Origin of the sequence: Paraburkholderia sp. DD10 (genome assembly GCF_049177125.1) — a bacterium.
Lineage (GTDB): Bacteria > Pseudomonadota > Gammaproteobacteria > Burkholderiales > Burkholderiaceae > Paraburkholderia > Paraburkholderia terricola.
Genome location: NZ_CP185393.1, coordinates 2665900 through 2680251 on the forward strand (window position 1 = coordinate 2665900; position 14352 = coordinate 2680251).

The window sequence follows — 14352 nt, forward strand, 5'->3', positions numbered from 1 at the left end:
AGAGTTATTTTCTGCGGTCGCGGCTGATGTAGATCGCGAGCAGAATGATTCCGCCCTTGATCACGTTCTGCACGTACGGATTCACGCCGACCATGTTCAGGCCGTTGTTCAATACGCCGAGCAGCAGCGCGCCGATCAACGTGCCGATGATCGAGCCGCGTCCGCCGGAAATCGAGGTGCCGCCCATCACCACCGCCGCGATGGCGTCGAGCTCGAAACCCACGCCCGCGTTCGGCTGGCCGCTCATCAAACGCGCGGTCAGCACGATCGCGGCGAACGCGGAGGTCAAGCCGGCGATCGTGTAGACGATCAGCTTCACGCGCGCCACGCGCACGCCGGACAGACGCGTCGCCTGTTCGTTGCCGCCGATCGCATACACGTAGCGGCCGAACGGCATGCGTTCGAGCAACACCCAGGCGATCGCGTAGATCACCGCCATGATCACGACCGGCGCCTGAATGCCGACAATCTTGCCGCTGCCGAAGAAGCTGACCCAGTCGGGCAAGCCGTCGATCGGATAACCGCCCGTGTAGATCAGCGCGAGGCCGCGGGCGATGCCCATCGTCGCCAGCGTGACGATGATGGGCGGCATGCCGGCGAACGCGACGAAGAAACCGTTGGCCGCGCCAAAGCCGAGACCGACCGCGACGCCGATCGCAAGCGCCGCCACCGCATTCATGCCGGCCACCATCAGGCCGGCGGCGAGCGTGCCCGATAAAGCCATCACCGAACCCACGGAAAGGTCGATGCCGCCGGTCAGAATCACGCAGGTCATGCCCACGGCGATGATCGCGTTGATCGACACCTGGCGCAGCACGTTCTCCAGATTCGCGCCGGAGAGAAAACTATCGCTCGCGAACACCATCACGATGCACACCGCCACCAGGCCGACGAACGGATAGAACAGCGTCGAGCGCTTCAACGCGGCCCAACTGAAACGCAGCGGCGCACCGGGGACGCCCCCGCTGACGGTGGACGTTTTCGGCGAGGAAGAAGGATTAGGCGAGTTCATGGCTTGCTCCACGGGTGCCGGCTGTTGCATAGGTCATCACGGCGTTCGAGTCGATCTGGTCGCCTTCGAGCATGGCTTCGATGCGGCCCTGGCGGAACACGGCGACGCGGTCGCACATGCCGACGATCTCCGGCAATTCGGACGAGATCATGATGATCGAATAGCCGCGCGCGGTGAGTTCGCGCATCAGCAGATAGATTTCGGCTTTCGCGCCGACGTCGATGCCGCGCGTGGGTTCGTCGAAGATCAGGATGTTGGTGTGGTGGTTCAGCCAGCGCGCGATCACCACCTTCTGCTGATTGCCGCCCGAGAGCGTCGCGACTTCGGTGTGCATGGTCGGCGCCTTGACGCCCACGCGTTTCATGATGTCGGCGGTCGCGCGCGCTTCGCTGCGCTGGTCGATGAAAAAACGCAGCGAGCGATATTTGCCGAGGTTGTTGATCGAGATGTTCTGCTTGATCGAGAAATCGGTGATCAGCCCTTCGGTCTTGCGGCTCTCCGGCAGAATGCCGACGCCGGCGCGCAATGCGTCGGCCGGATCGGACAGCTTCGCGGCCGTGCCGTTGATGCGAATCTCCTTCACGTAGGCCGCGTCCGCGCCGATCACGGCGAGCGCGGTTTCGGTGCGCCCCGAGCCGACCAGTCCCGCGAAGCCGAGAATCTCGCCTTCACGCAAATCGAAACTCAGCACCGGACTGTCTTTGCGCAGTTGCAGCTTGTCGACCTGGAGCACGGTTTTCGCATCGGCGGCGAGCGGCGGCTTCGGCGGAAAGCTGTTTTCGATGCGGCGGCCCACCATCATCTCGACGAGCCGGCTCACATCGGATTGCGCGACCTCCGTCATGCCGACGTACTGACCGTCGCGCAGCACGGTAATGCGATCGCACACTTCAAAGATCTCTTCCAGATGATGCGAGATGAAGATCATTGCCACGCCCTGCTTCTTCAGGTCGCGCATGATCGCGAACAGATGCTCGGCTTCCGCGGGCGTGAGCGTCGCGGTGGGTTCGTCGAGAATCAGAATGCGCGCTTCCAGCGACAACGCCTTGCCGATTTCGACGAACTGCTGCTGCGCCACCGACAGCTCGCGAATCGGCACCGACAGATCGATCGCCACGCCGAGCCGCTGAAAGATCGCCGCCGCCGTGCGCCGCATCTTGCCGCGCTCCAGAAGGCCCAAGCCGTTTCTCAACTCGCGGCCGAGAAACATGTTCTCCACCGCGTTCAGATACGGAATCAGGCTGAACTCCTGAAACACGATGCCGACGCCCGCAGCCACCGCGTCGTGATAATTCGTGAAGTGGCGCGCGGCGCCGTCGATCGTGATCGTGCCTTCGTCCGGCTGATAGATGCCGCACAGGATTTTCATCAACGTCGACTTGCCCGCGCCGTTCTCGCCGAGCAACGCGTGAATCTCGCCGCGCGCGATCTCCAGGTGAATGTCTTGCAGCGCCTTCACGCCGGGAAAACTTTTGCTGATGTGTTCGAGCTTGAGTATCGTGTCCATCGGGTCCTCCTTCACGGCTCGCCGACGCGCCCATTCGAACGCGGCACGGCGGCGAGCCTTCGCCTTACCAGCTGAAACCCTTGGCGTTGCTCTTGTCGACCATCTTCACGTCGACCGGAATCGCTTTCGGCACATTGGCGCCCCACTTCTTCGCGAGCGCGACGCCGAGCGCGATGCGCACCTGGTCGGCGGGGAATTGCGCGGACGTTTCGACGAACTTCGAATTCGGCTTCTGGATCGCGGCAATCGCTTCGGGCGCACCGTCGACGCTCGTCAGCTTGATGTCCTTACCCGATGCTTCGATCGCCGAGAGCGCGCCCATCGAGCCGCCGTCGTTCACGCTGAACACGCCCTTCAGGTTCGGATGCGCCTGAATCATGTTCTCGGTGACGGACAAGGCCGTCGCGCGTTCCTGCTTGCCGTTCTGCGTATCCACGAGCTTGACGCCGGGACTCCTGGCGAGCGCCGCCTTGCAGCCGCGCACCCGTTCGAGAATCGGCACCACCGGAATGCCGTCGAGAATCGCCACTTCGCCGCTGCCGCCGATCGACTTCGCCAGATACTCGCAAGCCATCACCCCGGCGTCGAAGTTCTTCGAGCCGACGAATGAATCGACCGGACCGTTCGCGTTCGCATCCACGGCGACCACCACCACGCCCGCCTTTTTCGCCGACGTCACCGCCGATTGAATGCCGGTCGAATCGGTCGGATTCACGAGCAGGATGTCGATCTTCTTTTGCAGCATGTCCTCCACGTCGCTGACCTGCTTGCTGACGTCGTGATGCGCGTCGGTGACGACCACCGTCGCGCCCATCGACGCAGCCGCGTCGTTCAGCGCTTTTTGCATCGTCACGAAGTACGGATTGTTCATCTCCTGGAACGTCATGCCGATTTTCAGCGGCGCGGCCTGCGCCGCCGGCGCGGCGATGAACGACAGACCGACCGCAAGCGCCGTCACCGCGGCCGTGCGGCGCGCGAGGGTCTTCAACGATGCCTGCTTCGAATTGGATTGCGTCATGGTTGTCTCCGTTTTTAAAAATGAGCACGTCCCTCACGCTGTCGAAAGACAGCGCGATACGTGTTTGCAACGCGGGTCGGTGAAACGCCTCGGCTCGAGGCCGGAAATGCTACGTGGGTGCCAGGTTGGGGGGATAAGCGGCGGCGCTGCGCGGCAAACCCGGCGCGAGCACGATCGCGGGCACGGCGTCGTCGATGCCCACGCCGCGCGCGGCGGCTTCCTCGGAAGCGTCGCGGCTCGCGCCGTTCAGTTGCTGATAGCGGCGAAACTTCGAGGGCGCCATGCCCTTCACGGCAAGGAACTGCCGGTTGAAATTCGACAGGTTGTTGAAGCCCGCCTTGAAGCAGATCTCGGTGACGCTCAGGTCTTCGTCCGTCAGCAGTTGGCATGCGAGGTTGATGCGCATGCGGTTCACGTACTGCACGAAAGGCAAGCCCGTATGACGGCGGAAGTAACGCGAGAATGCGCTCACGCTCTGCCCCGCCAGTTGCGCGAGGTCGGATTCGCGCAATTCGCCCGCGAGGTTCTTGCCGATATAAGAGAGCACGTGATTGATGCGGGTCGACGCGAAACCCGTGGGGTCCGCCTGATACGCGGGGCTGGCGAGCGTCTCGCGATCCTCGGCGCTCACGAGGATTTCGAGCATCGACATGAACAGCACCAGACGGCGCAGCCCGCGCGCCGCCAGCAATTCCAGAAAGAGCGGCTGGATCACCGCGCTCGTCGTCGCGCCGAACGACACGCCGCGGCGCGAGTCGGCCAGCAGCGCTTCGACCTGACGCCACTCCGGAAAACTGTCGACGCAGCTCGACACGAACTCCTGCCCGAATTGCACGACCAGATTGCGCTGCGCGATCGTCTCGCCTTGCGGCACGTCGCTCACCCAGTTGTGCGGCAGGTTCGGCCCCATCAACACGAGGTTGCCGGGCGCGAAGCTGCTGATATGGTCGCCGACGAACATCTTGCCGGTGGTCGCGACGATCAGATGAATCTCGTACTCCGGGTGAAAGTGCCAGCGCACCGTGCGATACGGATAGCCATGCGACCACACCTTGAAGGATTCGTCGCGGCGTACGGCCACGATCTCGAGATCGGGTTGCACTGTCTGCCTCCATGAAGCGGCTTGTGATCGCGCCGCGGGTCTTCGTCTTGTATAGCGAAAAGTAGCCTTCAATGGCGTTATCCACCACTAAAAATGAAACCGCGGACCGATACTTTTTTGCATTCGGGTTAGTCCCGACCCGGTTCGCGTCAAATTTGATGCAACGCAATACACGGGGCAACGCGTTCCCATCATGCGACGACGCATCGTCACGCATGCCGGAACGCACTGCCACGCCGCGCTGCGCCACGAAAACCCTGCGAGCTCGCCTTGACTTTCGTTTCGGCGGATACGATCATTCGTTCACAGTAAGAGCAAATGCTCCATCCAGAGAAAAAACGCACGCGCAAGCCGTGCGAGTCAAGGCATTCAGGAGACGCACATGAACAGCGGGCAAGGCGGCGCGGCCGCACACGTGATCCTCCACATCGGCGCGGGATCGTTTCATCGCGCGCATCAGGCGTGGTATCTGCATCGTTTGAACGAAGCGAACGTGGCGGGCGAGCCGCACTGGTCGCTGGCGGTGGGCAATATTCGCGGCGACATGAATGCGGTGCTCGAAGCGCTCGCGGCGCAAGACGGCGTCTACACGCTCGAAACCGTCACGCCGCAGGGCGAGCGCGCGTATGAAACGATTCGTTCGATCGAGCGTGTGGTGCCGTGGACCGAAAGCCTCGACGCGCTAATCGAAGCGGGCGCCGACCCGGCCTGCAAGATCATTTCGTTCACGGTCACCGAGGGCGGTTATTACCTCGACGAGCACCACAAGCTCGATACCGCCAATCCCGATCTCGCCACCGATCTCAAGGGCGGCCACACCACCATCTACGGCGCGCTCGCGGCGATTCTCGACGCGCGCATGAAGCGCGGCGCCGGTCCCGTCACATTGCAGACTTGCGACAACCTGCGCAGCAACGGCGAGCGCTTTCACGCCGGCATGAGCGAGTTTCTCGAACGGCGCGGCGCGAACGAACTGGCGCGATGGTTCGACGACAACACCGCCTCGCCGAGCTCGATGGTCGACCGCATCACGCCGCGTCCCACGCCGGACGTGCGCGAACGCGTCAAGGCCGCGACCGGCGTCGACGACGCCTGCCCGGTGATGGGCGAAGCGTTCATTCAGTGGGTGATCGAAGACCGCTTCATCGCGGGACGGCCGGCTTGGGAAAAGGTCGGCGCGGAACTCGTGGACTCGGTGCTGCCCTACGAGGAAGCGAAGATCCGCATTCTCAACGCGACGCATAGCTGCATTGCGTGGGCGGGCACGCTGGTCGGGCTGAACTACATTCACGAAGGCACGCTCGACGCGGACATCCAGAAGTTCGCGTTCGATTACGTCACCGAAGACGTGATTCCGTGTCTCACGCCGAGTCCGCTCGATCTCGAACGTTATCGCGACGTGGTGCTCGAGCGCTTCGGCAATCCGTATATCCAGGACACCAATCAGCGTGTCGCGGCCGACGGCTTTTCGAAGCTGCCCGGCTTTATCGCGCCGACGCTGGCCGAATGTTTCGAGCGCGGCGTCACGCCCGCGGCCACGGCAATGCTGCCGGCGCTGTTCTTCCGCTTTCTCGATCGCTGGCAAGCCGGCAAGCTGCCCTACGCGTATCAGGACGGCGTGATGGACGAGCGCGTCGCGCGCGGCTTCTTCGCGGCGCCCGATCCGTTGCAGGCGTTCGCCGCCGACCGGCTGCTGTGGGGCAGCATGGCGCAGACGCCCGAACTGGAATCGGCGCTGGCGGGCGCGCTCGCGCGCGTCGACGTGTGGCTGGCCAAACGCGGCGCGGCCTGAACATCGCGCTCGAACAATCCGCTTGAATATCCCGCACTCAGGCATAACGCGCATGGCACCGTGCGCGATGTGCGGCTAAAGTAGCGCATCCCTAACGACGAAGGTTCCGCGCCCATGTATCTCGGCATCGACCTCGGCACGTCCGAAGTGAAAGTCCTGCTGCTCGCCTCCAATGGACGCGTGATCGGCACGGCAGGCTCCCCGTTTACCGTTTCGCGCCCGCATCAGCGCTGGTCCGAGCAGAATCCCGAGGACTGGTGGGCCGGCACGCGCGCCGCGCTCGCCGCGTTGCGCGCCAAACATCCCGACGAGTTCGCGGAGATTCGCGGCATCGGCCTGTCGGGCCAGATGCACGGCGCGGTGCTGCTGGATGCGCAAGACCGCGTGCTGCGTCCCGCGATCTTGTGGAACGACATGCGCAGCGACAAGGAATGCGCGGAACTGACCGGGCGTGCGCCGCAACTGCACAGCGTGGCGGGCAATCTCGCGATGCCGGGCTTCACCGCGCCGAAGCTGCTGTGGGTCGCGCGCCACGAGCCCGAGATCTTCGCGCAAACCGCCTGCGTGCTGCTGCCGAAAGATTACCTGCGTCTGCAACTGACCGGCGGCAAGGTATCCGATCCCTCGGATGCGGCCGGCACCCTGTGGCTCGACGTCGCCAAACGCGACTGGTCCGACTCGCTGCTCGCCGCCTGCGACATGACGCGCGCGCAGATGCCGAAGCTCGCCGAAGGCAGCGAGCCGTCCGGCACGCTGCTGCCCGAGGTGGCGCGCGAGTTCGGCTTGAGCGACGGCGTGGTCGTCGCGGCGGGCGGCGGCGACAACGCCACGAGCGCGATCGGCATCGGCGCGACGCAACCGGGCGACGGCTTCGTGTCGCTCGGCACGTCAGGCGTGCTATGCGTGGTCGGCGACAGCTTCAGGCCGAATCCGTCCTCGGCGGTGCATGCGTTCTGTCACGCGATTCCCGATCGCTGGCATCAGATGAGCGTGGTGCTGTCGGCGGCGAGTTGCCTGCGCTGGGTCTGCAAGCTCACTTCCACCGACGAACCCACCCTGCTCGCCGAAATCGAGGCGCTGCCCGCCGACGCGTTGAACACCGCGCCGCTCTTTCTGCCCTACCTCTCCGGTGAACGCACGCCGCACAACGACCCGTACGCGCAGGGCGTGTTCTTCGGCATGACTCACGCGACCGACCGCGCCCTGCTCGGCTACGCGGTGCTCGAAGGCGTGACCCTCGCGCTCACCGACGGCCTCGACGCGCTGCGCGCGGCCGGCACCGAAGCGAAGGCGCTCTCGCTGCTCGGCGGTGGCGCGCGCAGCGATTACTGGGCGCAACTGCTCGCCGATGCGCTCGACACCGCTACCCGCAAGCACGGCGGCGGCGAAACCGGCGCGGCGCTCGGCGCGGCACGCCTGGGCTGGCTGGCCGCGGGCGGCGACCCGGACAAGGTGCTCGCCAAACCGCCGATCGAAAAGGAGTTCACGCCGAACCCGCGCCGTCACGCGGAACTGCGCGCACGGCTCGACGCGTATCGCGCGCTGTACCGCCATGTGCGGCCGCTGTTCGACCCCGCGCGTCAGCGGCTCGCGTAAGCGACGCCGGCGCAGCCGGTTCTCCGCCTGTTCCCGTTAACACGCGAGGACCGGCTGCTATCATCGGCGCACTTCAAGCAGAACCTCACCGTGCCCAAGTCCACAGAAAAATTAGATCTTGCTACCCGCGCCGCGTGGCTCTACTACGTCGCCGGCAATACCCAGAACGAGATCGCCGAAAAGTTGCAGGTGTCGCGCCCGGTCGCGCAGCGGCTGGTCGCCTTCGCGGTGGAAAAGAATCTGATTCGCGTGCGCGTCGATCACCAACTGGCCGATTGCCTCGCGCTCGCCGATCAACTGTCGAAGCGCTACGGCCTCTCCATGTGCGAAGTGGTGCCGGTCGACAGCGATACGTCCGAGGAAGTGGACCGCAAGCTCGCGGTGGCCGGCGCGCAGGTCATGGAGCGCTATCTCAGCGCGGAAAAACCGATGGTGGTCGCGGTGAGCAGCGGCCGGACGCTGAAGGCCGCGGTCGATCAGATCGCGCAGCTCGACCGTCCGCAGCACAGGCTGGTGTCGATGGTCGGGGCGATCGCTTCGGACGGCTCCTCGAACCGCTATGACGTCGCGCTGCACATTTCGGAGAAGACCGGCGGCAAGCACTTTCTGCTGCCCGCGCCGTTGCTCGCCGATAGCGAGGCCGAGCGCGCGCAATGGTGCAATCACCGGCTCTATCGCATCGTCGAATCGCTGTCGGCCAAAGCGGATGTCGCGTTCGTCGGCATCGGCGATATCGGGCCGAAATGTCCGCTGCACGTGGACGGCTTCATCACGTCGGCGGAAGTGAAGGAGTTGATGCGCAACGGCGCGGTGGCCGAAATGCTCGGCCTCACGATCGACGCCAGCGGCGCGCATGTCGAATCGCCGACCGGCCGGCGCGTGACGAGCATCCCGCTCGATTCGCCGCCGCGCCGTCCGACCATCGGCTTTGCCGGCGGCGCGCGCAAGCGCGAAGCGGTGATCGCGGTGCTCAAGGGCGGCTGGCTCTCGGGACTCGTCACCGACGAGTTGTGCGCGCGGGCGGCGCTCGAAGCCTGAGCGCCGTTGTCGGCCAAACGTGGCCAAGGCAGCGGCGCGAACGCCGCCGTCCCCGTCGTCACGCGGCCAGCACTTCCACGATCTTGCGCTGGAACGCCTTGCCTTCGCTGTCGAACAGATGACAGTGTTCCGGCGTCGCGCCGAGTTTCTGCACCGCGCCTTTCGACTGCCGTTCGAGCGGCGGAATCCGCGCGATCAGGCCGTCCGGCGCGACGCTCGACTCCGCGTACAGATAGGCCGCGTCGCCGAGCGATTCGACCGCCATCGTGCGCGCCGACACGCCGTCTTCGGTCGTGCCGACGTGCAGATGCTCGGGGCGAATGCCGACCGTCACCTTGTCGCCCTGCTTGACCGAGGCCGGCTCCACCGCGACGCGCTGCGTCTCGCCGGTTTCGTACAGCACCGTCACGCCGTCGTGCGCGACCGACTGTACGATGCCTTCCATGAAATTCATCTTCGGCGAGCCGATGAAACCCGCGACGAAGCGATTAGCGGGCGCGTGATACAGCATCGTCGGGCTGCCGACCTGTTCCAGATTGCCCGCCGACAGCACGACGATCTTGTCGGCCAGCGTCATCGCTTCGACCTGATCGTGCGTCACGTAAATCATCGTGGTCTTGAGTTCGTCGTGCAGGCGCGCGAATTCGAGGCGCATCTTCACGCGCAATGCGGCGTCGAGGTTCGACAGCGGTTCGTCGAACAGGAACACTTTCGGCTTGCGCGTGATCGCGCGGCCGATCGCCACGCGCTGGCGTTGGCCGCCGGAAAGCTGCTTGGGCTTGCGATCGAGCAGATGGTCGATGTGCAGGATCTTCGCCGCGTTGCGCACGGCCGCGTCGATTTCCGGCTTTTTGGTGCCGGCGAGCTTCAGGCCGAACGCCATGTTGTCGTACAGCGTCATGTGCGGATACAGCGCGTACGACTGGAACACCATCGCGATGCCGCGCTTGGCGGGCGGCACGTCGTTCATGCGCGTGCCGTCGATGGTGAGATCGCCGCCGCTGATGTCCTCGAGGCCGGCGATCATTCGCATCAGCGTCGATTTACCGCAACCGCTCGGGCCCACGAACACGACGAACTCGCCGTCCGCGATGTCGAGGTTGATGTCGCGCATCACCTCGTTGTCGTCGTAAGCCTTTCTGATGTTGCGCAGAGTTACGCTTGCCATGATGTGTCTCCGTGTCATGCTGTGTGTTGCTTATGCGTTGATGAAGCGCGCTTACGGCGCCGCCGCCGTCGCGCTCAGCGTCCATTGCGCGACCAGTTCGGGCAACTGCCGCATGTCGTCGAATACGTGGCGCGCGCCCGCTGCGTGCAGCTTGTCGATCTGCGCCTCGCTCGCGTGGCCGCCGCCGATGAAACCGAGCACCGTCATGCCCGCCGCGCTCGCCGCCGTCACGCCGGTGACGCTGTCCTCCACCACGAGGCACGCGGATGGCGCGAGGCCCAGGCCTTGCGCCGCCGCGAGATAGACATCGGGCGCGGGCTTCGGATTGGGCACCGCATCGGCGCAAAAAAGACGGTCGCCGAAAAACGTCACGAGGCCGGTGCGCGCCAGCACGGCTTCCACGTAGGGGCGGTAACTATTGCTCGCGCACCCCTTGATGAGCGGCACCTGGCCGAGCGCGGCCACGATGCCTTCGACCGCGCTCGCCTGCATCGCCGCCGCTTCCACCGCGCGGCGAATCGCGTCGATGTCCTCGACGGTGAGACTTTTGCCGAGCTGCGTCGCCGTGCCTTGCAACACTCTCTCGATGCGCAAGCCGAGCAGCGGCAGCACGACCGGCTCGACGTCGCTGCCCGGCCAGCGGGCTTCGAGTTCGTGCACCAGCATGCGCGCCGCCACGGCTTCGCTGTCGATCAACACGCCGTCGCAATCGCAGATCAGGGCGAGATTGCCTGCCGTCATTTGACCGCCCCGAAGGTGAGACCGCGCACCAGTTGCTTTTGCGACAACCAGCCGACGATCAGGATCGGCGCGACCGCGAGCAGCGAGGCGGCGGACAGCTTGGCCCAGAACAGGCCTTCAGGACTCGAGTACGAGGCGATGAACACGGTCAGCGGCGCCGCGCTCGAACTCGATAGATTGATGCTCCAGAACGCTTCGTTCCACGACAGGATCACGAGCAGCAGCGCGGTGGAGGCGAGTCCGGGCAACGCCATCGGCATCAGCAGATAGACGATCTCCTGCCACGTCGCGGCGCCGTCGATGCGTCCGGCTTCGAGAATGTCGCGCGGAATCTCGGCGAAGTACGTGAACGACATCCACACCGCGATCGGCAGATTGATCAGCGTGTAGACGATCACGAGACCCGACACCGTATCGAGCAAGCCGCTGTTCTTCCACAGCAGATAGATCGGCACCAGCACGCCGACCGACGGCATCATCTTGGTCGACAGCATCCACAGCAGCACTTTCTGCGTGCGGCGCGTCGGAAAGAACGCCATCGCATAGGCGGCCGGCACGGCGAGAATCAGGCACAGCACCGTGACGCCCGCCGAGATCAGGATCGAATTCCACGCGAACGAAAAGTAATTGCTGCGCGCGAACACCTCGCGGAAGCTGTCGAGCGTCGGGATGAAGAATAGCGACGACGAATACGCCTGCTGTTCGGTCTTGAATGCGGTGATCGTCATCCAGAAGATCGGAAAGAACAGCAGCAGCGCGACCAGCCAGGCGATCACGCCGGGAATGCCGCGGCGAATCGCGGCGAACGGCGACCTGGCCGGCACGGTCATGGGCGTCGCGCTCGACGCCGGAGTGGAGGCAACCTGGCTCATTTTTCGTACTCCCCTTTCAGGTTCTTCGCGAGCATCCGCACGAGGAAGAACGACACGATATTGGCCAGCACGACGGCGAGAATGCCGCCCGCCGAGGCGAGACCGACGTCGAACTGTTGCAGGCCGAGCGAATAGATCAGGTACGACAGATTGGTGGTCGCGGTGCCCGGACCGCCGCCCGTGGTCGTATAGATTTCAGCGAAGATCGACAGCAGGAAAATCGTCTCCATCATCACCACCACCGCTATCGCCCGTTTCAGGTGGGGCAGCGTGATGTAGAAGAACATCGAGAACGGACCGGCGCCGTCGATGCGCGCCGCTTCCTTCTGCTCCTGATCGAGCGACTGGATCGCGGTGAACAGAATCAGGAACGCGAACGGCAGCCACTGCCACGCGACGATCATGATCACGGCCGTCAACGGATACTCGGCGAACCAGTCGATCGGCTGCATGCCGAGTGCGCGCATGCCGTCCGCGATCAGTCCGTACACCGGATGCAGGATCATGTTCTTCCAGATCAGCGCGCTGACCGTCGGCATCACGAAGAACGGCGCGATCGCGAGCAGCCGCGCCACGCCCTGGCCGTAGAACTTGCGGTCGAACAGGATCGCCATCAGCACCCCGCCGACCACCGTGATCACCAGCACCGCGACGATCAACTCGAGCGTGTGTCCGATCGAGGGGCCGAACGACGGATCGCTGGCCAGATATTTGTAGTTGTCGAAACCGGCAAAACCCTTCAGGTCCGGGTTCAGCAGGTTGTAGCGCGAGAACGAAAACCAGATCGTCATCGCGAGCGGAATCGCCATCCACAGCACCAGCACCGCGACCGAGGGCGAAACCAGCCAGCGGGCGGAATTGGCTTTGCGGACTTCGCGTTCTTTTTCCGTCTGGGGATGCGCGGACATGAGAGGCAGGCGCAGAGGACGCATGATTGACCACCTGTTCGGTAATGCGCGGGACGTCGGCCCTGGCGGCCTGAACCGCGTTCGGCTACCGCGATTTGAAAGCGCTGTCGCGGCGCGTGCGCGGCAAGGACGGCCCGCTGTGCTGCGTGAGCCGGCTGACGGGCGTCAGCCGGCGCGTGCCACGGGAAGTCAGTGACTGACCTCAGTGACTTACTTCTGATAACCGGCCTGTTTCACCGCGCGATCCGCGGTGGCCTGGCCGGCGGCGAGCGCCTGATCGACCGTCATCTGACCGGCGATCGCACCCGAGATGCTCTGACCGACCACCGTGCCGAACGACTGGAACTCGGGAATTCCGACGAACTGCACACCCGTGTACGGCACCGGCTTCGCCGTCGGATGTTCCGGGTCGGCCGTTTCGATCGCCTTCAGCACGAAGTCGCCGAACGGCGCGGCCTGCTTGTACTCGGGGCGCGCATACGTGGACTGGCGCGTTCCCGGCGGCACCGAGGCCCAGCCTTCGTCTTTCGCGACCAGTTCGATGTACTGCTTCGAGGTGGCCCACGTGATGAACTTCTTCGCCGCGTCGGTTTGCTTCGACGACTTGGGAATCGCCAGCGCCCACGCCCACAGCCAATGCGAACCCTTCGGCGTGACGGCGACCGGCGCGGCGGCAAAGCCGACCTTGTCCGCGATCTGCGATTGCTGCTTGTTGTACAGCATGCCGGCGGCGACCGTGGCGTCGATCCACATCGCGCATTTACCCGACGACATCAGCGTGAGATTTTCGTTGAAGCCGTTCGAGCTCGCTCCGGGCGGGCCGTTTTTCTTCAGCAGGTCGACGTAGAAGCTGATCGCCTTCTTCCATTCCGGCGAGGTCAGTTGCGCGTTCCACTTTTCGTCGAACCAGCGGCCGCCGAAGGTGTTCACCACCGTCGTGCCGTAGGCCATGTTCTCGCCCCAGCCCGCCTTGCCGCGCAGGCAGATGCCGTAGATGCCGTTGGGCTTGTCGGTGAGCTTGTCGGCGAATTGGGAGATCTGCTCGTAGGTCGGCTGATCGGGCATCTTCAGGCCCTTCGCCGCGAACAGGTCCTTGCGGTAATACGTCATCGAGCTTTCCACATAGAACGGCAGCGCGTACAACTGGCCGCCGCTGGAAAGGCCGTCGCGGGCCGTCTTCACGACGTCGTTCAGATCGTAATCCGCAGGCAGGTTCGTGAGCGGCGTGAGCCAGCCGCGCTTGCCCCATTGCGGCGTTTCATACGCGCCGATCGTCATCACGTCGAACTGGCCGCTGCCGGTCGTGATGTCGGTGGTGGCGCGCTGGCGCAGCACGTTTTCCTCGAGAATCACCCAGTTCAGCTTGATGTCGGGGTTGGCTTTCTCGAACGCGGGCGAGAGCTTCTTCAGCTCGATCATGTCGGGATTGTTCAGCGTCGCGATCGTCACCGTGGCCGCCGACGCGCTCAGCGCGAAGCAGGCGATAGCGCCGGCGCTGGCCGCTTTTAGCGCGGATTTGAGGGCTGGTTTCATGTGTTGTCTCCTTTCTCGTACGTTATGTGATGCTGCGTTTATTCGACGAAATTCGTGTGAAGGCG

Annotated in this window: 12 protein-coding genes; 3 read left to right on the forward strand and 9 right to left on the reverse strand. The window is 64.3% G+C overall.

Annotation, left to right across the window (positions count from 1 at the left end):
* Window positions 1-4 precede the first annotated feature (4 nt).
* The 4 genes from ACOCG7_RS27300 to ACOCG7_RS27315 all read right to left on the reverse strand — a co-directional run bounded on the left by ACOCG7_RS27300 (window position 5) and on the right by ACOCG7_RS27315 (window position 4639).
* On the reverse strand, window positions 5-1012 hold the full coding sequence (locus ACOCG7_RS27300; RefSeq protein WP_073426970.1) for an ABC transporter permease: 1008 nt from the start codon (window positions 1010-1012) through the stop codon (window positions 5-7).
* On the reverse strand, window positions 999-2519 hold the full coding sequence (locus ACOCG7_RS27305; RefSeq protein ID WP_073426969.1) for a sugar ABC transporter ATP-binding protein: 1521 nt from the start codon (window positions 2517-2519) through the stop codon (window positions 999-1001). Before ACOCG7_RS27305 ends, ACOCG7_RS27300 begins: the two co-directional genes overlap by 14 nt.
* A gap of 64 nt (window positions 2520-2583) precedes the next feature.
* The gene (locus tag ACOCG7_RS27310; RefSeq protein ID WP_073426968.1) at window positions 2584-3537 is read right to left on the reverse strand and encodes a substrate-binding domain-containing protein; all 954 of its coding nucleotides are present in this window, start codon (window positions 3535-3537) and stop codon (window positions 2584-2586) included.
* A gap of 109 nt (window positions 3538-3646) precedes the next feature.
* Window positions 3647-4639 carry an AraC family transcriptional regulator gene (locus ACOCG7_RS27315; RefSeq protein WP_073426967.1) on the reverse strand — a complete coding sequence of 331 codons (993 nt, stop codon included), beginning with the start codon at window positions 4637-4639 and terminating at the stop codon, window positions 3647-3649.
* A 382-nt stretch (window positions 4640-5021) separates the two neighbouring features.
* On the opposite strand from ACOCG7_RS27315, the gene dalD reads away from it, so the two are divergent.
* The 3 genes from dalD (at window position 5022) to ACOCG7_RS27330 (ending at window position 9065) form a co-directional block, all read left to right on the forward strand.
* Complete coding sequence (gene dalD, locus ACOCG7_RS27320; protein WP_073426966.1) at window positions 5022-6431, forward strand: D-arabinitol 4-dehydrogenase; 1410 nt, start codon at window positions 5022-5024, stop codon at window positions 6429-6431.
* Between the two features lie 114 nt (window positions 6432-6545).
* The gene (gene xylB / locus ACOCG7_RS27325; protein WP_073426965.1) at window positions 6546-8027 is read left to right on the forward strand and encodes a xylulokinase; all 1482 of its coding nucleotides are present in this window, start codon (window positions 6546-6548) and stop codon (window positions 8025-8027) included.
* A 90-nt stretch (window positions 8028-8117) separates the two neighbouring features.
* On the forward strand, window positions 8118-9065 hold the full coding sequence (locus ACOCG7_RS27330) for a sugar-binding transcriptional regulator (RefSeq protein WP_073426964.1): 948 nt from the start codon (window positions 8118-8120) through the stop codon (window positions 9063-9065).
* Between the two features lie 58 nt (window positions 9066-9123).
* Here ACOCG7_RS27330 and ACOCG7_RS27335 read toward each other — a convergent pair whose 3' ends face one another.
* The 5 genes from ACOCG7_RS27335 to ACOCG7_RS27355 form a co-directional block, all read right to left on the reverse strand.
* On the reverse strand, window positions 9124-10233 hold the full coding sequence (locus ACOCG7_RS27335; RefSeq protein ID WP_073426963.1) for an ABC transporter ATP-binding protein: 1110 nt from the start codon (window positions 10231-10233) through the stop codon (window positions 9124-9126).
* 51 nt (window positions 10234-10284) lie between these two features.
* Window positions 10285-10974: an HAD family hydrolase gene (locus ACOCG7_RS27340; protein WP_073426962.1), complete on the reverse strand. Its 690-nt coding sequence runs from the start codon at window positions 10972-10974 to the stop codon at window positions 10285-10287.
* Complete coding sequence (locus tag ACOCG7_RS27345) at window positions 10971-11804, reverse strand: carbohydrate ABC transporter permease (protein WP_227470792.1); 834 nt, start codon at window positions 11802-11804, stop codon at window positions 10971-10973. Before ACOCG7_RS27345 ends, ACOCG7_RS27340 begins: the two co-directional genes overlap by 4 nt.
* A gap of 38 nt (window positions 11805-11842) precedes the next feature.
* Complete coding sequence (locus tag ACOCG7_RS27350) at window positions 11843-12778, reverse strand: carbohydrate ABC transporter permease (protein WP_073426960.1); 936 nt, start codon at window positions 12776-12778, stop codon at window positions 11843-11845.
* A 186-nt stretch (window positions 12779-12964) separates the two neighbouring features.
* Window positions 12965-14287, reverse strand: coding sequence for an ABC transporter substrate-binding protein (locus tag ACOCG7_RS27355; protein ID WP_073426959.1), 1323 nt, complete (start codon window positions 14285-14287; stop codon window positions 12965-12967).
* Window positions 14288-14352 lie beyond the last annotated feature (65 nt).